We start from the raw sequence: 22,026 nt of genomic DNA, 5'->3' as shown, positions 1-22,026 counted from the left end.
AGCTACCGCCCGGGACCTACCAGATGTAACCGAGATACAGCTCGGTGCCGCCCGTGCCGCTGCAGCGGTAGGTGTCGGCCTCGCCGATCCGGACCTCGGCGGTGCCGGCGGCCACGCAGTCGGCGTTGCTGGCGTAGCTGCCCGCGTGCTTCCAGGTGTAGATCCCGGCCTGGGCGGGCGCGGCGGCGATCGCGGTGACCGCGGCGGCGACCGCCCCGACGACGGCGAGCCGGACGACAGAAGTGCGTGCGCGCATGGTGAAGCCTCCCCGTGAGAATCGACCAACGTCGGTCTCGGACGCTAGCCAGGCGGACCCGGGCCGGTCAAGCCTTTCGATGCCCCGGGGTTTGCGCACTGGCAGTGCAGTATTGACACCTGTCGCACCGGCTGCCTAACGTCGATGTCCCCCGCCCCGTCTGGGAGGAGCGCGACGATGCGCCGTACCCTCCTGTTCCGCGTCCTGGTGTCCACGGTGGTCGCCGTCACCGCCGTGACCGCCCTCCCGACGGCGGCGTCCGCCGGCGGCACACCCGGCAACCAACCGCTGCCCGGCTACACGATCGTCAACCCGCCGCTCGCGCCGGCCACCGTGGACGGTCGGCCGACCACGGTGCGCCAGGGCACGCACGAGCACGCCGCGTACATCATCGAAGTGCCTCCCCGCTGGAACGGCGACCTCGTGATGTGGGCGCACGGCTACCGCGGCCAGGGCATGACGCTCACCGTCGACCCGCCCAGCTACGGCCTGCGGCAGAAACTGCTCGGCCAGGGGTACGCGTGGGCGGCGTCCTCGTACTCCGGCAACGGTTTCGACATCCGCGCCGGCGTGGTCAGCACGAAGCAGCTCGTCGAACGGTTCGCGGCGTCCGTCCGCCGGCCGCACCGGGTCTACATCGCGGGCGTCTCCATGGGCGGCTACGTCATCGGCCGCTCGCTGGAGGAATACCCGGGCCTCTACGCCGGCGGTCTGCCGCTCTGCGGCGTCATGGGCGACCAGCGGCTGATCGACTACTTCCTCGACTACCAGCTCACCGCCGAGACACTCAGCGGCGTGAAGTCCTACCCGCCGGGCGCGGACTACCTGACCGCGGTGGTGCCGGCGGTCCAGCAGGAACTCGGCATCGCGGGCCTGACGCCGCTGGCGCCGGAGCCGGCCAACGCGCGGGGCAGGCAGTTCCGCGACATCACCGTCAACCTGACCGGCGGGCCCCGGCCGGGCGCGGCGGCGGCGTTCGCCTACTGGAAGGACTTCGTGTTCGGCCTGGGCGCCCCGTCGGCGTCGTCGGACACGCCGGCGCAGGACCCGGGGCTGATCGCGACGAACCTGTTCACCCGCTACACGCCCAACGCCCCGGTCGACGTCAACCGGGAGGTGCGGCGGGTCGCGCCCGAGGAACCCTGGCAGCGGCTGTCACCCTGGCTGACCCAGGTGCCGCGGATCGAGGGCCGGCCGCGGGTGCCGGTGCTGTCGCTGCACGACCTGGGCGACCTGTTCGTGCCGTTCTCCAACGAGCTGCAATACAAGGCCGACGTGGACCGCAACGGTCGCGGCCGGCTGGTGGTGCAGCGGGCGATCCGGGCGGTCGAGCACTGCGAGTTCAGCCCGGCCGAGGTCGGTGCGGCCTGGGACGACCTCGTGACGTGGGTACGCCACGACCGGCGCCCGGCCGGCGACCGGCTCGACCCGCGCTCGGTGGCGGCACCCGACTACGGCTGCCGCTTCAGCGACCGCGCGGCCTACACCACCGGCACCCGCCGCCTGTTCCCCGCCTGCCCCTGATCGCGCGCGGCCGGCGCTCAGGCGCCGGCCGCGGTCGTTCTGGCGGCCGGCGCGGGCCGCGGACCGGACGCGCCGGTCACCCACGAGCAGCGCGGCCGGCGCGGGCCGCGGACCGGACGCGCCGGTCACCCACGAGCAGCGCGGCCGGCGCGGGCCGTGGACCGGGCACGCCAGCCACCGCCCGGCAGCACGGCCGGCGCCACGCGGGCGCCGGCCGCGGCCTGACGCGTCAGCGGCCGCTCGGGCGACCGCCGTTCGGGGAGGTGACGGCGGGCTCCGCTTCCGGCATGCCGTCGATGGCGCCGGCGGCGGTGGAGACCGACTTCTCCGTGTCGGCCAGGTCCAGGCTCGACCGGAGGGTGACCGGGCGCAGCAGCAGGGCGGCGATCACGCCGACCACCGCGATCGCGGCCGAGATCAGGAAGATGTGGCCGGTCGCGTCGCCGTAGGCGGCCCGGACGATGTGCTGCACGGCGTCCGGCAGGGCGTTGAGGTTGAGCGCGCTGGTGCCCGACGACGTCCCGCCGGCCGGCACGCCCGCGGCCGTCAGGTCGTGGGTGATCTGGTCGGTGACCCGGCGGGCCAGCACCGCGCCGAGCACCGAGACGCCGATCGTGCCGCCGAGCGAGCGGAAGAACGCGACCGACGCACTGGCCGCGCCGATGTCCCGCAGCGGCACCGTGTTCTGCACGGCCAGCACCAGGTTCTGCATGGTCATGCCGACGCCGATGCCCACGAGCAGCATGCCGGCCCCGACGAACACGAGCGACGTGGCGTGGTCGATGGTGCCGAGCATGGCGAAGCCGGCCACCAGCACGATCGCGCCGACAACGATGTATGGCTTGATCTTGCCCGTCTTGGTGATCAGCCGGCCGGCGATGATCGAGGAGAGCAGCACGCCGGCCATCATGGGGATGGTCAGCAGGCCCGCCTCGGTCGGCGAGTAGCCGCGGCCGATCTGGAAGTACTGGCCGAGGAAGACGGCGCCGCCGAACATCGCCATGCCGACCGCGAGGCTGCCGAGGATCGACAGGGCGGTGGTGCGCTGCTTGATGATGCCCAGCGGCACGACGGGCTCCTTGGCCCGGGCCTCGACCAGCACGGCGAGGCCCAGCAGCACCACCGAGCCGGCCACCATCACGAAGGTCTGCCAGGACAGCCAGGCGAACGAACCGTCGACGAACGAGATCCAGATCAGCAGCAGGCTGACGCCGGCGGCGATCAGCGTCGCGCCCAGGTAGTCGATCTTCACGTTGTCGCGGCGGACGGTGGGCAGCCGCAGGGTGGCCTGGAGCAGCACCAGCGCGATGACCGCGATCGGCACGCCGACGAAGAAGCACCAGCGCCAGCCGAGCCAGGAGGTGTCGACGATCAGGCCGCCGAGCAGCGGGCCGCCGACCGTGGCCACCGCCATGACGCCGCCGAGGTAGCCGTTGTAGCGGCCGCGCTCGCGCGGCGGGATCATCGCGGCGATCGCGACCTGGACCAGCGCCTGCAGGCCGCCGACGCCGATGCCCTGGAACGCCCGGGCGGCGATCAGCTGGCCGGCGTTCTGGCTGATGCCGGCGATCGCGGAGCCGATCACGAAGATCACGATCGAGAGCTGGATCAGCTGCTTCTTGTTGAAGAGGTCGGCCAGCTTGCCCCAGATCGGCGTGGTCGCGGTCGCGGAGAGCAGGGTCGCCGTGACCACCCACGTGTACTGGGTCTGCGAGCCGTTGAGCGCCCCGATGATCCGCGGGAGCGCGGTGGACACGACCGTGCTGCTGATCAGGGCGACGAACAGCACGAGGAGCAGCCCGCTGAGCGCCTCCAGGGTCTGCCGGTGGCTCATCTGGCTGGCCTCGGTCGGCGGCCGGGCCGTGGTGGTGGTGGCACTCATCGCAGGGGGATCCTCCGGAACCGGAATCTGTTCGATCCCCTTCAGCATCCTCCTGATCTTGCGCTGTGGGCAACTTTTCCCACTGAGAAACGAGTCACGCCGCCCTCAGGCGCTCCGGGTCGATACCCCGCTCGACCAACCACTCACCCAGTTCATGGAGATCCTTCGGATGCCGCAGCGGCGCATGACCGACGCGCCGGCCGGTCCGGCGGAAGACCCTGACCCGGCCCGCGTCGCGCACCTCGATCCGCCACTCGAGCCCGAGCCGGTCCGCCGGCGTGTTCCACACTTGCACGGTTCCGACGCTAGGCTCGCCTTTCCGACATAGCCGGCAAATCGATGATCGATAGGCTACGCGCGTGCATGACGACCGGACCGTTGTCGAAGCTCGGCTCGCGCGGCTGCTGACGGAGCGGCTCCGGCCCGCGGTGCACCGCGTGGTCGCCGGCCTCGACGTCACCGCCTGGGCCGTCCCGGGCGAGCCCGTCCCGCCGGCCGTCGCGCTGGCCGAGGGTGAGTTCGCGCCGTTCGCCGTCGGTGACCCGTGGGGCCCGCCGTGGGGCACGACCTGGTTCCGGCTGACCGGCACGGTGCCCGGCGACCTGCCGGCCGGCGCCCGCGTCGAGGTGGTCGTCGACCTCGGCTGGAACGCCACCTCCCCCGGCTTCCAGGCCGAGGGTCTCGTCTACCGGCCCGACGGGTCGGTCCACAAGGGACTTCATCCGCGCAACGACTGGGTGCCGGTGTCGGGGCCGGCGGTGGACCTGTTCGTGGAGGCCGCCGCCAACCCGACGGTGCTGACCTCCTTCCGCCCCACGGCCTTGGGCGACCTGGCCACCGCCGGCGCCACGCCGATCTACCGGCTGGTCCGGGCCGACGTCACCGTGCGCGACGAGGAGCTGGCCGCGCTGGCCGACGACCTCGAGGTGCTCGCCGGGCTGCGGGCGGAGCTGCCGGAGGGCGAGCCGCGCGGCCACGAGATCCTGCGGGCGCTGGCGCGGGCGATGGACGCGCTCGACCCCGGCGACCTGTCCGGCACGGCCGCCGCCGCCCGGGCCACGCTGGCCGAGGTGCTCGGCCGGCCGGCGCACGCCAGCGCCCACCGGATCAGCGCCGTCGGGCATGCCCACATCGACACCGCCTGGCTCTGGCCGCAGCGGGAGACGGTGCGCAAGGTCGCGCGTACCGCCGCCAACGTCGCGGACCTGCTCGACAGCGATCCGGACCTCGTCTACGCGATGTCGTCCGCCCAGCAGTTCGCCTGGTTGGAGGAGCACCGGCCGGAGGTGTTCGCCCGGATCGCCGCGCACGTCCGCAGTGGACGGTTCGTGCCGGTGGGCGGGATGTGGGTCGAGTCCGACACCAACATGCCCGGCTCCGAGGCGATGGCGCGCCAGTTCGTACACGGGAAGCGGTGGTTCCTGGAGAAGTTCGGCATCGAGACGCGGGAGGCGTGGCTGCCCGACTCGTTCGGCTACTCGGCGGCGCTGCCGCAGATCGTCGCGCTGAGCGGGACGCGCTGGTTCCTCACCCAGAAGATCTCGTGGAACCAGACGAACCGGTTTCCGCACCACACGTTCTGGTGGGAGGGCATCGACGGCACGCGGGTGTTCACCCACTTCCCGCCGGCGGACACCTACAACGGCGAGCTGACCGCGGCGGAGCTGGCCCACGCGGTGCGCAACTTCCGCGACAAGGGCGACGCGACGCGGTCCCTGCTGCCGTTCGGGCACGGCGACGGTGGTGGCGGGCCGACGCGGGAGATGCTCGCTCGGGCGCGCCGGGTCGCCGACCTCGAGGGCTCGCCCCGGGTCGCGATCGAGGCGCCGGCCGCGTTCTTCGCCGCCGCCGAGGAGGAGTACGGGTCCCGGGCGCCGGTCTGGGTCGGCGAGCTCTACCTGGAGCTGCACCGCGGCACCTACACATCGCAGGCGGCGACCAAGCAGGGCAACCGGCGGGCCGAGCACCTGCTGCGGGAGGCGGAGCTGTGGTGCGCGACGGCGACCGTGCGGGCGGGGGCCGCGTACCCGTATGACGAGCTCGACCGGTTGTGGAAGACCGTGCTGCTGCACCAGTTCCACGACATCCTGCCCGGGTCGTCGATCGCCTGGGTGCACCGGGAGGCGCGCACGACGTACGCCGCCGTGGCCTCGTGGCTGTCGTCCTTGATCTCGTCCGCGCTCGCCCAGCTCGGTGGCGGCGGGCACGAGGTCCTCTTCAACGCGTCCCCGTTCGCGCGCGACGGCGTGCCCGCGCTGGGCGCCGCTCCCCCGGCGGCCGTCGCCGGCCTGGTGCGGACCGAGTCGCGCGACGGCGGCGGCTGGTTCCTCGACAACGGGCTGCTGCGGGTCGAGGTCGACGAGCGGGGCCTGGTCGTCTCGGTGCTCGACCTCCTCGCCGGGCGGGAGGTGCTGGCCGGGCCGGCCAACCTGCTGCAGCTCCACCGCGACGAGCCCAACCAGTGGGACGCCTGGGACGTGGACCCCTTCTACCGCGACGTGGTGTCCGCTGTGGACGGTGTGGTCGAGCTGACGCTGTCGGACTCGACGGTGCGGGTCTCGCGGGCGTTCGGGGCCTCGACGGTGCTGCAGGAGATCACCCTGGCGGCCGGCGCGCGCCGGGTCGACTTCCGGGTCGAGGTCGACTGGCACGAGCGGGAGAAGTTCCTCAAGGTCGCGTTCCCGCTGGACGTGCACACCGACCGGGCGGAGTACGAGACGCAGTACGGGCACGTCACCCGGCCCACCCACGACAACACCTCGTGGGACGCGGCCCGGTTCGAGGTGTGCGCGCACCGGTGGGTCCGGGTCGCCGAGCCGGGGTACGGGGTCGCGCTCGTCAACGACTCGACCTACGGGCACGACGTGCGGCGGGTGGCGCTTCCCGCCGGCTCGACGTCGAGCGTGGTGCGGCTGTCGTTGCTGCGCGCGCCCCGCTTCCCCGACCCGGAGACCGATCAGGGGCGGCACACGATGTCGTACGCGCTGGCGCCCGGCGCCGCGGTCGCCGACGCCGTGCGGGCCGGCTACGAGATCAACCTGCCGTCGCGGGTCGGGCGTGGCCCGGCCGTGGCGCCGTTGGTCTCGGTTGCCTCGTCGCCACCCGAGTCGGTGGTGATCGAGGCGGTGAAGCTGGCCGACGACCGCAGCGGCGACGTGGTGGTCCGGCTCTACGAGTCGCTCGGCGGCCGGGCCACCGCGACGCTGGCGGCGTCCTTCCCCGTGGCCGGCGCGGTCGAGACGGACCTGCTGGAACGGGAGACGGGCGGATCCGATCTGACGCTGCGGCTGCGGCCGTTCCAGATCGTCACGTTGCGGCTCCGCCGGGGTTAGCCCAGCTTCGCCAGCTCTTCGGCGATCGTGTCGGCGATCGGGGTGGTCGGGCGGCCGATCAGGCGGCTCAGGTCGCCCGGGGTGGCGGCCAGCGCCCCCTTGCTGATGGCGTCGTCGACCTCGACGAGGATGTCGGCGAACCCGTCCGGCAGGCCGGCGCCGACGAGGATCGCCTTCAGCTCGGCGGGGGCGACGGTGGTGTGGGTGACCGGCCTACCGCTCTGGCGGCTCACCTCGGCCGCGTACTCGCCGAACGACCAGGCCGTGTCGCCCCCGAGCTCGTACGCCCGGTTGAGGTGACCCTCCTCGGTGAGCACGGCGGCCGCGGCGGCGGCGAAGTCCTTGCGCGGCGCGGTGGCGATGCGACCCTCGGCGGTGACGGCGTTGGCCACCGTGCCGCGGGCGATGATGCCGGCGAGGTCGCCGGTGTACATCTCCGCGTACCAGTTGTTGCGCAGGAACGTGTAGGGCAGGCCGGACCCGGTGATCAGGTCCTCGGTGCCGTGGTGGTCGGCGGCGAGGGCGAACCAGGCGTCCGGGCCGCCGAACACGCCGGTGTAGGCGAGCTGGGCCACCCCGGCGGCCGCGGCCGCGTCGATCACGGCCTTGTGCTGCGGGACGCGCCGGCCGGCGTCGCTGGCCGAGATCAGCAGCACCCGGTCAGCGGCGGCGAACGCCCCGTCGAGGGTTTCCGGCTGGTCGTAGTCGGCGACGTGCAGGCGTACCCCCTGGGCCGCCAGGTCGGCGCCCTTCTCCGCGCTGCGCACGACCGCGGTGATCTCCGCGGCCGGCACGCCGCGGGTCTGGAGGTCTCCGATGACGAGCCGGCCGAGCTGGCCGGTGGCGCCGGTGACGACGATGCTCATGGTGTGTGGTCCTCGGTGTTCTTGACGGCTGGTCGCGGCTAACGCTACGTCTTGTACTGTCCTAGCCGTAAGTACCAACCTTCACGTAAGGTACTGGCGTGGCCGTAAGTGAGATCCGCACGCCCGACGTCTACCGGGCCGACTGCCCCTCGCGGGCGGTGCTGGAACACGTCACGAGCCGCTGGGGCGTGCTCGTGCTGGGGGTGCTGCTCGACCGGCCGCACCGGTTCAGCGAGCTGCGCCGCGAGATCGGCGGGGTGAGCGAGAAGATGCTGGCCCAGACGCTGCAGACCCTGGAACGCGACGGCTTCGTCCACCGCGACGCGAAACCGGTCATCCCGCCACGCGTCGACTACTCCCTGACGCCGATGGGCCGCGAGGTCGCCGAGCGGATCTCGTCGCTGGCGCGCTGGGTCGAGGCCCGCCTCGACGACGTGTTCGAGGCGCGGGGTGCGTACGACCAGGCCCGCGCCGGATAGCCGCTAGGGAACGACGACGACGGGCCAGTGGCCGAGGCGGACCAGGCGGGTGGCGATCGAGCCGACGAACTTGTGGCCGGCCTGGGCCGAGGCGCCGACGAAGACGAAGTCGGCCTTGATCGAGTCGGCGACCGCGGCCAGTTCCGAGAAGGCGTCGCCGCGGCGGGTGACGAGGGTGACGGGGACGCCGTACTCCTCCGCCGCCCGGTGTGCCTCGCGCTTGAGCTCGGCGGCGACCTCGTCGAAGGCCTCCTGCTGGGCGTAGCCGACCTGCGGCGCCAGCGAGGCCAGCAGCCCGGGCGCCGCCACGAAGACCATGGTCAGGCCGCAGCCCTGGCGCCGCGCGACGCCGAACGCCGACGCCGCCGCGCGCAGCGAGGTCTCGGTGCCGTCGACGCCCACCATGACGACTCGCGGACCGTCCGTGCCGCGTTCGAACTTCATCGGGCGTACGGCCGGACCGTAGTGCTCCTCGTCCGGATGCCGCGCCACCGAGGTGCCCATCCCGCTTCGATCCTTTCGGGTTCGCCCCGTCCCATCCTTGCCGCCAACCAGGCACCCCGCCACCACGCGGCAGCCGGACACGAGCGGCGCACGCGTCCAGCTTGCCATCAGATTTCCTAGTGCGCAAAGTTGCTCATTGGGCAAGTGCCACGCTTCGCGATATCGTGCAAGGCGTGGAGACGGCGACGGCGGAGGCCCAGACCCTTCGCGAGCGCAAGAAGGCGGCGACCGCCGACGCTCTCCATCGCGCGGCGATGGAGCTGGCGATCGACCGCGGTCTCACCGAGGTGACGGTCGAGGCCATCGTCGAGGCGGCGGAGGTCAGCCGGCGGACGTTCTCGAACTACTTCGCCAACAAGGAGGACGCCCTCCTCCACGGCGAACGCGAACGCCTCGACCGGATGGTCCGCGCCCTGCGCGCACGACCCGGGACCGAGTCGGCCTGGCAGGCGATCCGCGCCAGCACCCGCGCCCTCTTCGACGCCGAGGGCGAGCCCGACCCGGAGTGGGTGGTCCAGAGCCGCCTGATCCGCCGCCACCCGTCGCTGATCGGCCAGCAGCTGGCCCGCCACACCGCCTTCGAGGCGGACATCGCCGAGGAACTGACCCACCGCGCGGTCAGCCTCCTCCGCGCCCGTCTGATGGCGGCGGCCTTCACGGCCTGCCTGCGCGTGGGCACGGACATCTGGCTCGAACGCCGCGGCGAAGGCTCGTCCCTGAGCGACGAGATCGACGAAATGCTCGCCACGATGGGCGACCGCTTCGACTGACCGCCGCCGAGGGACTGCGTGGGTAACCCATCCAGCTCATGGCCGTCGAGCACCAACCGTGCCTTCGCCCACCAGCGCGTCGCGCCAGTGAATCAACACCGGGACTCATGCGCCGCCGGTCTCACTCGATCGGGCGCATCACCCATTTACGCTTGTAAACGCGTGTCGATCCTCTACGCGTCTGGCTTAGCATGGTGCCGACACGCGAGGCGGTGTTGGCGATGGACACGAATACCCGAGAAGCTCTCGGCGAACATCTCCCGCGATCATCGCAGCGCTCTGGCCTGAAGACAACGAGCGAAGCGGACGTTCGACGCCTCGGCGTCCCGGCTTTCGCCAGCAATGGGCCGACATGGAACCACGGCCGCATCATCCCATTGTTATGGATGTTGGCCTTCGAGCTTGGAGTCGCGACAGCGGTGTCCGCGGACATACCGATGACGACGCTGATCATCGCCGCGTTCCCGGTCGCCCTCGCCGCATTTCTCACTCGGTCAATCTCGGCGAGCGCTCTTGGCATCGAGCGGAACAAGTATCGGTGGGGGCTACTTGTTATCGCCGTCGTTCCGGCAGGAACTTTTTTCATCGTACGCATGACCTTGATCCCACTTCGAAGTGCCGACCCGATGTGGTCCTGGCCGCCGATCTGGAGTGACGCCGCCGTCATCCTCGTGTCGCTTTACACCGCCGCGATCCTGCTCCTCACTTCTTCGCGACCTGCGTCCGCTCGGGTCCGCCGGCTTTTGTGGATCATCCTGCTACTGGCTGCGGTCAGCCATTTCGCCAACGGTGCCCTGTACCCGATCTGGTTCCAAGGCGACGGCATCCTGTGGCACGCCTCAATCTTTTCTCTTCTCGTCGCAGCGGGCATGTTGTGTCTGGCTTTGCGCGCCCAGCGGCTTTCGTCGGTGGACCCGGGTCGACCGCTGTACGGACCCCGGACGCCGAGCGCCATCCTCGTCGCCGTCTTCGGCCTCACGCACGGGCTCCTGGCGTATTTCTTCGAGGTGGTGTTCGTCGTCAACCAGGTCCTCAGCGCGTTGCTGGTCGGCTGGGCGGCATATCGGCTGGCTGCGTCCGTCCGCGGCTGGCGGGTGGTCGTCAAGGAGGCGGGTGTGGACGCGGGCGAAAGGGTACGAAAGTTGATAGACGAACCCCAGCTGCGCTACTGGATACCGATCTTCATCTTGGCCTACCCACTGTTTGCCGCGATTCAGGCTTGGCTCAACCGGACGAGCACGGGCTTGGAGAGCAGCGTCATGTTCGGCAACGACGTAAACGCGTTCGTGGAAGTGACCGTCCTCATCGGCTTCAACGGCGCCTACGTGCTGGTCGTCTGGTTCCTCGTCGGCTTCGGCCTTGATCGGGTATCGAGCTGGGCGGCGATCGAAGCGTGGCGTAAACGCGGGGACACGCTCAAGCGTATGGCGGGAGCAACTCCTCTTCTCCTGATCTTTGTGATCTTTTTCGCGTTGACTGCGGAGACCTGGCAGATAGCGGCCAACCTCCCGATTGCCCAACTCCTCGCCCTGTTGGCGGTGCTATTAGGGCTGACCACGATGCTCGTCATCGGCTGGTCGGTCGCGCTGATCGAAAACCTGCGTTTCGCCCACTGGACGGACGTCGAAGCGGTGCTCGATGGGTGCGATCGGAACGAGTACGGCGATCTGCCGCACCGCCTTGCACATCTTCTCCGCACTCGTCCCTGCGGCCGGCCTTCGGCTCGGCGTCTACGTGCGATGGCCTGGCTGAACGCGCTACTGGTGCTGTTGGTCTACCAGTCGTTCACGCTGGGAGCGGTGGTGTTGACGCTGTTCGTCGCGTTTCTCGGATTGGTGCTACTGGCGGTTCCATCGGCTGTTGCGGCAGAGTGGATTTTCGGCGACGGCCAGTCGGCAAGAGCGTCGGAGCTGGTCGTGATCGCCATGGACCGCTCGTTGTGGGCGAGTCCGTGGCTTCGCGTCTCCGCGTTCCTCGCCCTCTTCTCGCTTTTGTACTTCGTCGCACTGTCGCTCTCGGACGAAGAGAAGCGGATCCAGTACTTCCGTGGAATCGACGTCGCCATGGCCAGACGCATTGCCATCTACCTGTGCTATCGCCATCTATCCCACGATGCCGAGTTCGAGACGCCCGTCGCCCCAGCGCAACGAGAAGGCGGACGCGAGCGACTCGAGCCGGGTGCGGTCAACCCTCCTCCTCGACGAAGACCTTCTCGCGGCGCCTGCTGATCGCGGGCAGGACCGAGATCACCAGAGCCGCCACCGCCACCGCGAGCAGCGCCGCCGAGATCGGGCGGGTGAAGAACACCGTCGCGTCGCCGCGGGAGATGATCAGGGCGCGCCGCAGGTTCTCCTCCAGCAGCGGCCCCAGCACGAACCCCAGCAGCAGCGGCGCCGGCTCGCAGCCGCATTTGATCAGGATGTAGCCCAGCAGTCCGAAGAACACGATCGCGTAGACGTCGAACGCGTTAAAGCTCAACGAGTACGTGCCGATGGCGGCGAACAGGATGATCATCGGGAACAGGACGCCGTACGGGATGCGGAGCATGCGTACCCACATGCCGATCAACGGCAGGTTGAGCAGCACCAGCAGCACGTTGCCGATCCACATCGAGGCGATCAGGCCCCAGAACAGGGCCGGCTCGTCCGTGATGACGTTGGGGCCCGGCGTGATGCCGTGCACGATGAAGGCGCCCACCATCAGCGCCATCACCGGGTGGGCCGGCAGTCCGAGCGTCAGCAGCGGGATGAACGACGTCTGCGCGGCCGCGTTGTTGGCCGACTCCGGGCCCGCGACCCCCTCGATGGCGCCCCGGCCGAACTCCTCGCGCCGTTTCGAGATCCGCTTCTCGACCGCGTAGGAGGTGAACGACGCCAGCACGTGGCCACCGCCGGGCAGCACGCCCAACGCCGAACCCAGGCCGGTCCCCCGCAGGATCGGCCCCACGATCCGCCGCCGGTCCTCCCGCGTCGGCCAGAGGTTCTTGACCTTGCTGACCATGGCCGCCCGCGAGTCCTCGTTTTCGAGGTTGCGCAGGATCTCCGCCACGCCGAACAGGCCGACCGCGACCGACACGAAGTCGATCCCGCCGTAGAGCTCCCGCTGCTCGAAGACGAACCGCGGCGTACCCGTGTAGATGTCCTGTCCCACCGTCCCGAACAGCACGCCCAGGGCGATCATCGCCAGCGCCTTCAGCGCGGAGCCCCGGGCCAGCGCGATCGAGACGATCAGGCCGAGCAGCACCAGGGAGAAGTACTCGGCCGGGCCGAAGCGCAGGGCGACGTCGGCCAACGGCGGCGCCGCCACCGCCAACGCGACCGTCGCCACCGTGCCCGCGACGAACGACCCGATCGCGGCCGCCGCCAGCGCCGGGCCGGCCCGCCCCTGCCGGGCCATCTCGTGCCCGTCCAGGGCCGTCACCGCCGCCGACGACTCGCCCGGCAGGTTGATCAGGATGGCCGTCGTCGAGCCGCCGTACTGGGCGCCGTAGTAGATGCCCGCCAGCATGATCAGCGCCGTCACCGGCTCGAAGTTGAACGTGATCGGCAGCAGCATCGCCACCGTCGCCGTGGGCCCGATGCCGGGCAGCACGCCGACGGCGGTGCCGAGCAGCACGCCGACGAAGCAGTACAGGACGTTCTGGACCAGGAACGCGGTCGAGAAGCCCAGCGCGAGGTTGTCGAGAAGTTCCATGCCTCAATCCGCAGTGCGCGTCACAGGCCGAGCCACGGGCCCCACAACGGGATCCGCAGTTGCAGGCCGACGACGAAGATGAGCGTGCTGGCCAGGGTCAGCCCGGCGGCAACGGCCAGCGCCGTCAGCAGCCGCACCCGGGTGCTGGCCATGGTGGTGAGGAACGCGGTCACGAGCGACGTGGGTACGAAACCCAGGCGGCGCACCGTGAACCCGAAGAACACGATCGCGAGCACGATGGCGACGACCGCCCGCCACGGGACCGCCCCGAACTCGATCACCTCGCCGGCGATCAGGCCCTTGACGACCACCGCCAGGCCCAACGCGGCCAGGATGGCGCCCATCAGCAGCGGGAAGTAGCCCGGGCCCATCCGCAGTGGGGTGCCCAGCGAGTAGCCGAGCGACCCCACCACGAAGGCGGCCCCGATCAGGACGAAGAGTCCTCCCGCGAGGACGTCCGGAAAGGACCGTTGGCGCTCCACGTCAGGATGCCTTGACCCCGGCGTCGGCAATGATCTTGCCCCAGGTCTGGATCTGCTCGTCGAGCTTGGCCCGGTGGGCGTCCGGCGTCGCGTCCTCCGCCGGGACCGGGGCGGTGCCGAGCTTGGCCATCTGGTCGATCACGCCCTGGTCGGCCAGCGCGGCCTTGAGCGCGTCGGTCAGCTTGGTGACGATCTCCGGCGGCGTCCCCTTCGGCACGTAGAGCCCGTGCCAGACGCTCACCTGCAGCTGCGGCATGCCGGACTCGGCCGTGGTCGGCAGGTCGGGCAGGCTCTTCACCCGCTCGGGCGTGGTCACGGCGTACGCCTTGACCTTGCCCGCGGAGATCTGACCGCTGGTGTTGGTCGTCTGGTCGCACATGAAGTCGACCTGGCCGCCGACGAGGTCGGTCAGCGCCGGCCCGGTCCCCTCGTAGGGCACCTCCTGCAGCTTGACGCCCGCCGCCGACTGGAACAGCAGGCCGCACAGGTGCGACGCCGCCCCGATGCCGGCGTTGGCCAGCGTCACCTTGCCCGAGTTGGCCTTCACATAGGTGACCAGGTCCTGCAACGTGGCCGGCTCGAAGTCCTTGCGGGCCACCACCGTCATCGGCACCTCGGTGACGAGCCCGACCATCTCGAAGTCCTCGAGCGGCTTGTAGCCCAGGTCCGCGTAGAGCGCCGGCGCGGTCGACATGCCGATGTGGTGCATCAGCACGGTGTAGCCGTCGGGCTCGGCCCGGGCGACCTCGCCGGCGCCGACGGTGCCGCCCGCGCCCTCGACGTTCTGCACGACTATCTTGCCGCCGAGCTTCTTGGCCATCGGGTCGGCGATCATGCGGGTGACGGTGTCGGTCGGTCCGCCGGCGCTGAACGGCACGACGAACGTGATGTTCTGCTGCGGGTAGCCCGCGGCGTCGCCGCCGGTGCCACTGCCGCCGCCGCCGTTGTCGGAGCAGGCGACGAGCAGCGAGACGGCGCCGGCCACGGCGATCATCCGTGCGGCAACCCGGTGGCTGCCGGTCGTACTCATATCGCGGCCCTCCTTCATGTCGATGGATGCGCTGCACCAGTTTCGGGCCGCGGCGCGGCGCATGGTGTCAGAGGAATCCCAAGAAGTCGATGGCTGGGGTCGGGGTGCGCCGGCCCGTACAATCCGCCGGTATGCGGGTCACGGTCATCGAGGACGACGACCGGGTCGCGCGCGGGCTGGTGACCGTGCTGGCGCAGGCCGGCTTCGAGGTGCACCGCGTGGCCACGGCGGCCGAGGCGGTGCGGGCCGATCCGTCCGATGTGGTGCTCGTCGACCTCGGGCTGCCCGACGGCGACGGCCTCGAGCTGATCCGCAGGCTGCGCGACCGGCCCGAGACCGCGGTGATCGCGGTGACGGCCCGGTCCGAGGAGGATGACCGGGTACGCGGCCTGCGCGCCGGCGCCGACGACTACATCGTCAAGCCGTTCGGGGTGCCGGAGCTGCTGGCCCGGATCGAGGCCGTGCTGCGCCGCACCCGGGCGGCCCGGGCGCAGCGCAACCCCGACGCCCCGCTGGTGATCGGCCCGCTGCGGATCGCCGCCGGCACCCGCGAGGTGACCGTCGGCGGCACCTCGGTCACGTTGACCCGCAAGGAGTTCGAGCTGCTCCTGCTGCTGGCCCGGCGGGCGCCCAACGTGGTGAGCCGCGACGCGATCCTCGACCAGATCTGGGGCGCCACCTGGGAGTCGTCGAGCCGCACGCTCGACACGCACATCGCGGCGCTGCGGCACAAGCTCGGCGCCGAGGTCGCCATCCGCACGATCCACGGGGTCGGCTACCGGCTGCTGGCCGACCAGCCGGAGCTGATCGGGCCGGGCTGACCCGCCGTGCACCGTCGCCTGCTGGTCGTCCTCGTGCCCCTGGCCGTGCTGCTGGTCGCCGCGCTCGGGGTGCCGCTCAGCGTCACGGTCGCCGAGCGGGAGATGCAGGAGACCTACGTCGACCGGCTCAACGACGTCGGCCGGTTCGCCTCGCTGGCCGAGACCGCCCTGTCCACCGGTCGCACCGAGGCACTGCACCAGGAGCTGACCCGCTACCACGAGTTGTACGGGATACCCGTCGCGCTGATCGACACCTCGGGAGCGGTGCTGCTCGGGCCGGCCGGCCCGTACGAGGAGGCCGCCCGCACCGAGCCCGCGCTGGTGCGGATCGTCACGGCGGCGCTCGCCGGTGCCCGCTCGGAGCCGTCCGGCGAGTGGGCCCCGTGGGCCGACTCGGCGCTGGTGGTGGCCGAGCCGGTCGGCCGCGACAGCGAGGTCGTCGGCGCGGTGGTGGCGATCTCCGACCTGTCGGAGACCCGGTCGCGGATCCTGGTGCGCTGGGCCCGGCTCGCCGGCCTCGGCCTGCTGCCGCTGCTGGCGCTGGCCGCGGTCGCCTGGCCGGTGTCGGCGTGGGTGCTGCGGCCCGTGCGGGAGCTCGACGCGGCGACGTCGAGGATCTCCGAGGGCGACCTGACCACCCGGGCCGACGCCGAGGCCGGCCCGGTCGAGCTGCGCCGGCTCGCCGCCTCGTTCAACACGATGATGGACGCGGTGGAGAACGCCGTGCAGCGCCAGCGCGCGTTCGTCTCCGACGCCTCGCACCAGCTGCGCAACCCGTTGACCAGCCTGCGGCTCGCGGTGGAGAGCCTCGCGCCGCACCTGTCGCCCGGCGGCCGCCCGGTCTTCGACGTCGCCGTCGACGAGCTCAAGGCGATGCAGCGCATGCTCAACTCGCTGCAGGCCAGCGCGCGGATGGAGAGCATGCGCACGGCGTCCCCGGTGGACCTCGACGAGGTGCTGGCCACCCGGGTCGAGCGGTGGCGGGCGCTGACCGCGTCCGCCGGCCAGACGCTCGCGGTCGACGTGCCGCCCGGCCTGCGGTTGCTGGAACCGCCGGGTGGGTTGGGCAGCGTGCTGGACGAGCTGATCAGCAACGCGTTGCGGTTGTCCGGGGCGGGCGCGGTCGCGGTGTCGGCGACGGCCGCGACCGACGTTGTCGCGATCGCGGTGCGCGACGACGGTCAGGGGCTGTCGGTCGACGAACGGACGAAGGCGCTGCGGCGGTTCTGGCGATCGCCCCGGCACCAGAACGTCCCGGGCACCGGGCTGGGGTTGGCGATCTGCGCGGACCTGGTCGGTGCGGCCGGCGGCCAGCTGCGGCTGGAGGACGGTCTGCCGCGGCCGGACGGCTCGGGCCACGGCTTCGCGGCCGTGGTGGCGCTGCCGGTGGTCGACGCCTAACGCTTGCGGTCGCGGAACCAGGCGGCCGCGCCGGGATGCAGCGGGATCGACGACGTGGAGATGCCCGTGCGCACGTTGATCTGCCAGGCCTCCGGCAGCGCCTCGGCACCGTCCCGGCCGGCCGCGGTGATCCCGCCGGTGTGGGTGAAGATCGTGTCGGTGATCGCGTAGACCAGGTCCTCGGGCAGGTCGTTGCGGGCCAGCAGCACGTTGGGCACGGCGACGGTGCTGGTGGCGGAGACACCGGCGTACGCGGTCGCCGGTATCCGTGCCGGCGCGTAGGGACCCGGGTAGGCGGTGACGAGCGCGTCGGCCTGCGCGTCGAGCGGGATCAGCCGCACCGGCTGCCGCTGCGCCAGCTCCGTGATGGCCGGCGTCGGCACCCCGGTCAGCGAGAACATCGCGTCGATCGCGCCGTCCCGCAGCGCGGCCGCCGACTCCGCCTGGCTGAGGTAGCGGCCGTCGTGGTCGACCTTGTGCAGCCGCAGCACGCGCAGCGCGGTGAACTCGGTGCCCGAGTCGTGGGCGCCGAGGGAGACCCGTCTGCCCCGCAGGTCGCCGAACTCGTCGATCGCCGACCCCGCCAGCACGACCAGGTGCAGGTGGCTGTCGTAGAGCCGGCACAGGGCCGATATCCCCTCGGGCGCGCTGCCGTCCTCGGTGATCGTCGCGTCCAAACTCGACAGTCCGAGGTGGACGACACCGGCGCGGAGCATCCGGATGTTGTCGGTGGAGGCCCCGCTCGGCACGGTGGTGACCGTGGCGCCGGGCACCTGCTCGCTGATGTGGGCGGCCAGCGCGCCGCCGATCCGCCGGTAGACGGCGCCGGCCGGGCCGGTCGCCAGCCGCAGGTGGACGGGGCCGGTCGCGGGTTCGGCGTCACAGCCCACCAGCAGACCGCCGGCGGCGAGGAGCAGGGTGCGCCGGCGCAGACCCGGCTTGGCTGCCATGCGGCGATGATACGGAGGGTTTGCCGCCGCGCCAGAGAGGTATCGGACGTTCCATGGTTCGCTCGGCGTACGCCGCCTTCGCTGTGTTCGGCGCGTTCTGGGGTGTCTGGGGCGCGTCCGTGCCGCGGGTGCAACGACAGGCGGGCGTCGATGCCGGCGAGCTCGGCGTCGCGCTGCTCTTCGTCGGCGCCGGCGCGCTGCCCGCGATGCTGCTGGTCGGCCGGGCGCTCGACCGCTGGGGCCTGCGGGTCGCGCCGCTGACCATCGGTGCGCTCGGCGTGGCCGGCGCCGGTCTGGCGCTGACCGCCCGCTCGCTGCCGGCGCTGTGTGTCGGGCTGGCCCTGGTCGGCGCGACGAGCGGCGCGGCGGACGTGGCCGAGAACGCGGTCGCGGGGCGGGCCGAGAAGGTCGCCGACCGGCCCGTCATCACCCGGGCGCACGGGATGTTCTCGCTGCACGTGGTGCTCGGCAGCCTGGCCACCGGGCTCGTGTCGGCGGCGGGGTGGCCGCTCGCGGTGCCGTTCGTCGTCGTCGCCGTGCTGTCGGTGGCCGTGGGCGTCGCCATGGTGCGGGACCTGCCGGCCGGCGCCGCCCCGCGCGCCCCGGCCGCGGCCCGTTCGGCCGGCGGGTGGCGGGTGGCGCCGTTCGTGCTGGTCGGGGTGCTGGGCTCGCTGGCCTTCGCGAGCGAGAACGCGCACCAGAGCTGGAGCGCCGTCTTCGCCACCGACGAGCTCGGGGCGGGCGGCGGGCTCAGCGCGGTCCCCCCGGCGGTGTTCGCGGGCACGGTCGCGATCACCCGCTTCGCCGCCGGCGGTCTCGGCGTCGACCACGCGCGCGCCATCCTGCTGACCGGCGCCACCGTGGCCGCGGCCGGCGCGCTGGTGATCGCGGTGGCGCCGACGCTGCTCGTCGCCGGCGTGGGCCTGGCGCTGGCCGCGGTGGGCACGGCGGTGCTGTTCCCGACCCTGGTCGGCGTCGCCTCACGCGACGTGGACGAGGCACACCGGGGCCGGGCGATCTCGGTGGTCACCGCGGTCTCGTACCTCGGCTTCGTCGTGGGCCCGGTCTACGTCGGACTGTGGGCGGACGCGACCGGCCTGCGCGGCGCGATGGTGGCGGTCGCGGCGCTCGCGGTCGCCCTGTTCGTGCTGGCGCCGCCGCTGCTGCGCACGAGTGGTCTGGCGGTTCGGGTTCCTCCCGCGCCGAACTGGGTAGGGAAGACGGCAGATCCCGAATAGTGGAGAGGTGCCATGACTTCGCGTAGCCAGTACCACGTTGTTCCGGACGGCGGCGGCTGGAAGGTCGAGCACGGCTCGTCTTCGGACAGCACACACGCCACGAAGGACGAAGCCATCGCCGCCGGCCGCAAGGTGGCCAAGGGCAACCAGCCGAGCCAGCTGGTCGTCCACAACACCGACGGCAAGATCGAAACCGAGTTCACGTACCAGGACGACCCGTTCCCCCCGGCTGGCTGACCTGGCCCACTCCGCGCCGGAGCCGATCCCCCACCGGTCGCCTCCGGCGCGGTCGTATGTGGCGACGGGCCGGCGCCGGCGGTGTCGAGCCGGGTGACGCACGGCGTCACTCGTTCAGGCACTGATCCGAGCCGAGCCACGACCGTACGGTCCCTGTATGGAGTCGGTGTGGCCCTTCGCGATGGCTGCGGCCGCGGTGGTGGCCGCCGTCGTCGTTGTCCTCGGCGTCGTCCGGTACGTCCGCCGCACGGACGCCCAAGCCGCGGTGCGGATGCCCGATCTCGTCGTGGCGCTGCTGGCGTTGGGGGCGACCGTGTTCTTCGGCGTGCAGGCCGAGCAGTCGGCCGACAAGCCGTCGACAGGGTCGCCCGAAAGCCCTGGATCCGCGACGCCGCGATCTCCGTCCGGCAGCGCGACCTCGGCTGGCGGCCAGGCCGACGCCCGCGACGTCGTCAGGATCCTCCAGCTGGCGGACCGTCCCGGCGTTGTCGACGCCACCGTTCGCGTGTCCGGGCCGCCATCGGAGGGCACCGAGTACCTGCTGGTCGTGCACCACAACACCGGGTACCAACTCAAGGGACGGGTCCCGCCGGAGACGGGCGAGCACCGGGTCGAAGCCGACCTGCGGCTCGCGGATCCGGGCTCGTGGCGCCGGTTCTACGTGGTGGGCGCGGATCCCGATGGCGTGCGGGCGTGGGAAGGGAGCCTCGCGGGCTCGCTCAGTGTGCTGCCCGCAGGGTCGCGCGCGCTGACCGGAGCTTTCGCCCACCAGATGCCGAACTGACGACGCGAGCACGAAGAGGTGCCGGTTTCGGCGCTTGACCGGACCGGTTGCCCTCAGCGTCGGGGACGTAGGCGTATTTGTCGGACCTCACCGACGGCCTGACCGACCGGTCGTTAGGGTGCCCGCGTGACGTCATCGCGGCTTGGTCGGGTCATTCTGCTCAACGGCACGTCCAGCTCAGGCAAGACCAGCGTCGGTCGGGCGTTGCTGCCGCTGCTGCCCGATCCGTGGTTCTTCGTGCCGGCCGATGCCATCGGCGCCATGCGCTCCACGGTGCACACCCGCGTCCTCGACGACGCCGAGATCGACGTGATGCTCCGCCGGACCCGGCTCGGCTACCACCGCGCGGTCGCCGCGCTCGCGTCCGCGGGCAACGACGTGATCATGGACTATCCGCTCAGCGAGCCGTGGCGCCTGGCCGACCTGCTGGCGACCCTCGACGGCTACGACGTGACGCTCGTCGACGTCCGCTGCTCCCCCGACGTGCTCGAGCGCCGTGAACGGGAGCGGGGCGACCGGCCGGTGGGGCTCGCCCGCTCGCAGACCGCCGTCTACGCCCACGGCGACCCCGACCTCACCGTCGACACGACGGACACCAGCCCCGCCGACTGCGCGAAGGCGATCGCCGCCGCGCTCGACAGCCTCGAGAGCCCGAAGGCGTTCGACCGGCTGCGGGTGCCGCGCTAAGCTGACCCGCGAGCGCCGCCTCCGGGTGAGGGGCGGGCAGTGAGTCGTCGGGGTGAGGCCATGCGGGTGCAGAGCCTCTTTTCGCATGCCCTGACCATCACTGCCTGAGAAGGATTCTTCCCACCATGCGTCTGTTGGTGCTTGGCGGCACCCGCTTCGTCGGTCGTGCCGTCGTCGACCACGCCCTCGCGCTCGGCGTCGAGGTCACCCTGTTCAACCGCGGGCAGTCCGCCCCGGGTCTCTATCCGCAGCTGGAAACCGTCATCGGCGACCGAACCGTCGACGTCGACGCGCTCGCGGGTCGGCGGTTCGATCTCGTAGTCGACTGCGCCGGTTACGGCCCCGGCGTCGTCGCCATCTCGGCCGACGCGCTGCGCGACAGCGTCGACCGCTACGTGTTCGTCTCGTCGGTCTCCGTCTACGCCGACCAGAGCGTTCCCCCCGTCGAAGGCGCCGCGGTGCTCGACGACGACTCCTACGGTGGCCGGAAAGCGGCCTGCGAGCAGGTCGTCCAGCACTGCTACGGCGACCGTGCGCTGATCGCCCGCCCCGGCCTCATCGTCGGTCCGCACGACTGGACCGACCGGTTCGCCTACTGGCCCCGCCGGTTCCGGCGGCCGGGTCCGGTGCTCGCGCCCGGCGACCCGGCCGATCCCGCCCAGTTCGTCGACGTGCGCGACCTGGCCGCGTTCCTCGTCGGCGCCACGGCGGACGGCGCGCACAACGTGGTCGGGTCGCCGATGCCGATGGCCGACCTGCTCGCCGCCTGCCGCGCGGCCACCGGCGGCGACCACGAGATCCGGTGGGTGTCCACGATGGACCTTCTGGCGGCCGGCGTGGATCCCTGGATGGGCGTGCCGCTGTGGATCGGCGACCCGCGGTGGCGGGCGGCGAATCTGGTCGACGGCAGCCGCGCCCGCGCGGCCGGGCTGACGACCCGACCGGTCGCCGAGACGATCGACGCCGTGCTGGCCGGCGACCGGGGCCCGCGCAACGGTCGCGAACCGCTCTCGGCCGAGGACGAGCGCCGCCTGCTCGGCGGGTGAGGCGGCGGCGGCCGCCGGGGTCTCCCGGCGGCCGCCGCGACAAG

Annotated in this window: 21 protein-coding genes; 12 read left to right on the top strand and 9 right to left on the bottom strand. The window is 71.8% G+C overall.

Annotated features, from left to right (window positions below; translation table 11 throughout):
* Positions 1-16 precede the first annotated feature (16 nt).
* A complete protein-coding gene (locus O7635_RS29315; protein ID WP_278083724.1) occupies positions 17-256 on the bottom strand; it encodes a hypothetical protein in 240 nt (79 codons plus the stop codon).
* Between the two features lie 177 nt (positions 257-433).
* On the opposite strand from O7635_RS29315, the gene O7635_RS29310 reads away from it, so the two are divergent.
* Positions 434-1,780, top strand: a complete 1,347-nt coding sequence (locus O7635_RS29310) for a hypothetical protein (protein ID WP_278083723.1) — start codon at positions 434-436, stop codon at positions 1,778-1,780.
* 229 nt (positions 1,781-2,009) lie between these two features.
* Here the strand turns inward: O7635_RS29310 and O7635_RS29305 are convergent, their stop codons facing one another.
* Positions 2,010-3,662: an MDR family MFS transporter gene (locus tag O7635_RS29305; protein ID WP_278083722.1), complete on the bottom strand. Its 1,653-nt coding sequence runs from the start codon at positions 3,660-3,662 to the stop codon at positions 2,010-2,012.
* A 94-nt stretch (positions 3,663-3,756) separates the two neighbouring features.
* Positions 3,757-3,957: a hypothetical protein gene (locus O7635_RS29300; RefSeq protein ID WP_278083721.1), complete on the bottom strand. Its 201-nt coding sequence runs from the start codon at positions 3,955-3,957 to the stop codon at positions 3,757-3,759.
* Positions 3,958-4,021: 64 nt separating this feature from the next.
* On the opposite strand from O7635_RS29300, the gene O7635_RS29295 reads away from it, so the two are divergent.
* Positions 4,022-6,994, top strand: coding sequence for an alpha-mannosidase (locus O7635_RS29295; protein WP_278083720.1), 2,973 nt, complete (start codon positions 4,022-4,024; stop codon positions 6,992-6,994).
* On the opposite strand, the gene O7635_RS29290 is transcribed toward O7635_RS29295, so the two are convergent.
* The gene (locus O7635_RS29290; RefSeq protein WP_278083719.1) at positions 6,991-7,860 is read right to left on the bottom strand and encodes an SDR family oxidoreductase; all 870 of its coding nucleotides are present in this window, start codon (positions 7,858-7,860) and stop codon (positions 6,991-6,993) included. The genes O7635_RS29295 and O7635_RS29290 overlap by 4 nt on opposite strands.
* Positions 7,861-7,958: 98 nt before the next feature.
* Here O7635_RS29290 and O7635_RS29285 point away from each other — a divergent pair, with 98 nt between their 5' ends.
* Positions 7,959-8,339, top strand: coding sequence for a helix-turn-helix domain-containing protein (locus O7635_RS29285; protein WP_278083718.1), 381 nt, complete (start codon positions 7,959-7,961; stop codon positions 8,337-8,339).
* 3 nt (positions 8,340-8,342) lie between these two features.
* Here O7635_RS29285 and O7635_RS29280 read toward each other — a convergent pair whose 3' ends face one another.
* On the bottom strand, positions 8,343-8,843 hold the full coding sequence (locus O7635_RS29280; RefSeq protein ID WP_278083717.1) for a universal stress protein: 501 nt from the start codon (positions 8,841-8,843) through the stop codon (positions 8,343-8,345).
* Positions 8,844-9,016: 173 nt separating this feature from the next.
* Between O7635_RS29280 and O7635_RS29275 the strand changes: the two genes are divergently transcribed.
* A complete protein-coding gene (locus O7635_RS29275) occupies positions 9,017-9,613 on the top strand; it encodes a TetR family transcriptional regulator (protein WP_278083716.1) in 597 nt (198 codons plus the stop codon).
* A 437-nt stretch (positions 9,614-10,050) separates the two neighbouring features.
* The gene (locus O7635_RS29270) at positions 10,051-11,841 is read left to right on the top strand and encodes a hypothetical protein (protein ID WP_278083715.1); all 1,791 of its coding nucleotides are present in this window, start codon (positions 10,051-10,053) and stop codon (positions 11,839-11,841) included.
* Here O7635_RS29270 and O7635_RS29265 read toward each other — a convergent pair.
* Genes O7635_RS29265 through O7635_RS29255 form a run of 3 tightly spaced genes read right to left on the bottom strand, consistent with a single transcriptional unit; the run spans position 11,798 to position 14,818 of the window.
* Positions 11,798-13,306, bottom strand: coding sequence for a tripartite tricarboxylate transporter permease (locus tag O7635_RS29265; protein WP_278083714.1), 1,509 nt, complete (start codon positions 13,304-13,306; stop codon positions 11,798-11,800). The genes O7635_RS29270 and O7635_RS29265 overlap by 44 nt on opposite strands.
* A gap of 20 nt (positions 13,307-13,326) precedes the next feature.
* Positions 13,327-13,788: a tripartite tricarboxylate transporter TctB family protein gene (locus O7635_RS29260; protein ID WP_278083713.1), complete on the bottom strand. Its 462-nt coding sequence runs from the start codon at positions 13,786-13,788 to the stop codon at positions 13,327-13,329.
* 1 nt (position 13,789) lies between these two features.
* Complete coding sequence (locus O7635_RS29255; protein ID WP_278083712.1) at positions 13,790-14,818, bottom strand: tripartite tricarboxylate transporter substrate-binding protein; 1,029 nt, start codon at positions 14,816-14,818, stop codon at positions 13,790-13,792.
* Between the two features lie 131 nt (positions 14,819-14,949).
* Here O7635_RS29255 and O7635_RS29250 point away from each other — a divergent pair, with 131 nt between their 5' ends.
* Positions 14,950-15,639, top strand: coding sequence for a response regulator transcription factor (locus tag O7635_RS29250; RefSeq protein WP_278083711.1), 690 nt, complete (start codon positions 14,950-14,952; stop codon positions 15,637-15,639).
* A gap of 6 nt (positions 15,640-15,645) precedes the next feature.
* Positions 15,646-17,040 (top strand): HAMP domain-containing sensor histidine kinase, encoded by a 1,395-nt coding sequence (locus tag O7635_RS29245; RefSeq protein WP_278083710.1) that lies wholly within the window; start codon positions 15,646-15,648, stop codon positions 17,038-17,040.
* Here the strand turns inward: O7635_RS29245 and O7635_RS29240 are convergent.
* Positions 17,037-17,990: a TAXI family TRAP transporter solute-binding subunit gene (locus O7635_RS29240; RefSeq protein ID WP_278083709.1), complete on the bottom strand. Its 954-nt coding sequence runs from the start codon at positions 17,988-17,990 to the stop codon at positions 17,037-17,039. The genes O7635_RS29245 and O7635_RS29240 overlap by 4 nt on opposite strands.
* Before the next feature lie 53 nt (positions 17,991-18,043).
* Between O7635_RS29240 and O7635_RS29235 the strand changes: the two genes are divergently transcribed.
* The 5 genes from O7635_RS29235 (at position 18,044) to O7635_RS29215 (ending at position 21,982) form a co-directional block, all read left to right on the top strand.
* Positions 18,044-19,228, top strand: coding sequence for an MFS transporter (locus tag O7635_RS29235; protein WP_278083708.1), 1,185 nt, complete (start codon positions 18,044-18,046; stop codon positions 19,226-19,228).
* A gap of 12 nt (positions 19,229-19,240) precedes the next feature.
* A complete protein-coding gene (locus O7635_RS29230; protein WP_278083707.1) occupies positions 19,241-19,465 on the top strand; it encodes a DUF2188 domain-containing protein in 225 nt (74 codons plus the stop codon).
* A 157-nt stretch (positions 19,466-19,622) separates the two neighbouring features.
* Positions 19,623-20,249 (top strand): hypothetical protein, encoded by a 627-nt coding sequence (locus O7635_RS29225; protein WP_278083706.1) that lies wholly within the window; start codon positions 19,623-19,625, stop codon positions 20,247-20,249.
* 126 nt (positions 20,250-20,375) lie between these two features.
* Complete coding sequence (locus O7635_RS29220) at positions 20,376-20,936, top strand: AAA family ATPase (RefSeq protein WP_278083705.1); 561 nt, start codon at positions 20,376-20,378, stop codon at positions 20,934-20,936.
* A 125-nt stretch (positions 20,937-21,061) separates the two neighbouring features.
* Entirely contained in the window at positions 21,062-21,982 is a 921-nt protein-coding gene (locus O7635_RS29215; protein WP_278083704.1) for an NAD-dependent epimerase/dehydratase family protein, read from the top strand.
* Positions 21,983-22,026: the final 44 nt, after the last annotated feature.

It is taken from the genome of Asanoa sp. WMMD1127, from assembly GCF_029626225.1.
Classification (GTDB): Bacteria; Actinomycetota; Actinomycetes; order Mycobacteriales; family Micromonosporaceae; genus Asanoa.
The sequence above is the reverse complement of the archived record's forward strand: the minus strand, read 5'-3'. Positions and strand labels throughout refer to the sequence as shown.

Coding starts and splice junctions, on each gene's coding strand:
- O7635_RS29315 (WP_278083724.1), bottom strand. CDS start 256: ATGCGCGCACGCACTTCTGTCGTCCGGCTCGCCGTCGTCGGGGCGGTC.
- O7635_RS29310 (WP_278083723.1), top strand. CDS start 434: ATGCGCCGTACCCTCCTGTTCCGCGTCCTGGTGTCCACGGTGGTCGCC.
- O7635_RS29305 (WP_278083722.1), bottom strand. CDS start 3,662: ATGAGTGCCACCACCACCACGGCCCGGCCGCCGACCGAGGCCAGCCAG.
- O7635_RS29290 (WP_278083719.1), bottom strand. CDS start 7,860: ATGAGCATCGTCGTCACCGGCGCCACCGGCCAGCTCGGCCGGCTCGTC.
- O7635_RS29280 (WP_278083717.1), bottom strand. CDS start 8,843: ATGGGCACCTCGGTGGCGCGGCATCCGGACGAGGAGCACTACGGTCCG.
- O7635_RS29270 (WP_278083715.1), top strand. CDS start 10,051: ATGACGACGCTGATCATCGCCGCGTTCCCGGTCGCCCTCGCCGCATTT.
- O7635_RS29265 (WP_278083714.1), bottom strand. CDS start 13,306: ATGGAACTTCTCGACAACCTCGCGCTGGGCTTCTCGACCGCGTTCCTG.
- O7635_RS29255 (WP_278083712.1), bottom strand. CDS start 14,818: ATGAGTACGACCGGCAGCCACCGGGTTGCCGCACGGATGATCGCCGTG.
- O7635_RS29250 (WP_278083711.1), top strand. CDS start 14,950: ATGCGGGTCACGGTCATCGAGGACGACGACCGGGTCGCGCGCGGGCTG.
- O7635_RS29240 (WP_278083709.1), bottom strand. CDS start 17,990: ATGGCAGCCAAGCCGGGTCTGCGCCGGCGCACCCTGCTCCTCGCCGCC.
- O7635_RS29235 (WP_278083708.1), top strand. CDS start 18,044: ATGGTTCGCTCGGCGTACGCCGCCTTCGCTGTGTTCGGCGCGTTCTGG.
- O7635_RS29230 (WP_278083707.1), top strand. CDS start 19,241: ATGACTTCGCGTAGCCAGTACCACGTTGTTCCGGACGGCGGCGGCTGG.
- O7635_RS29225 (WP_278083706.1), top strand. CDS start 19,623: ATGGAGTCGGTGTGGCCCTTCGCGATGGCTGCGGCCGCGGTGGTGGCC.
- O7635_RS29215 (WP_278083704.1), top strand. CDS start 21,062: ATGCGTCTGTTGGTGCTTGGCGGCACCCGCTTCGTCGGTCGTGCCGTC.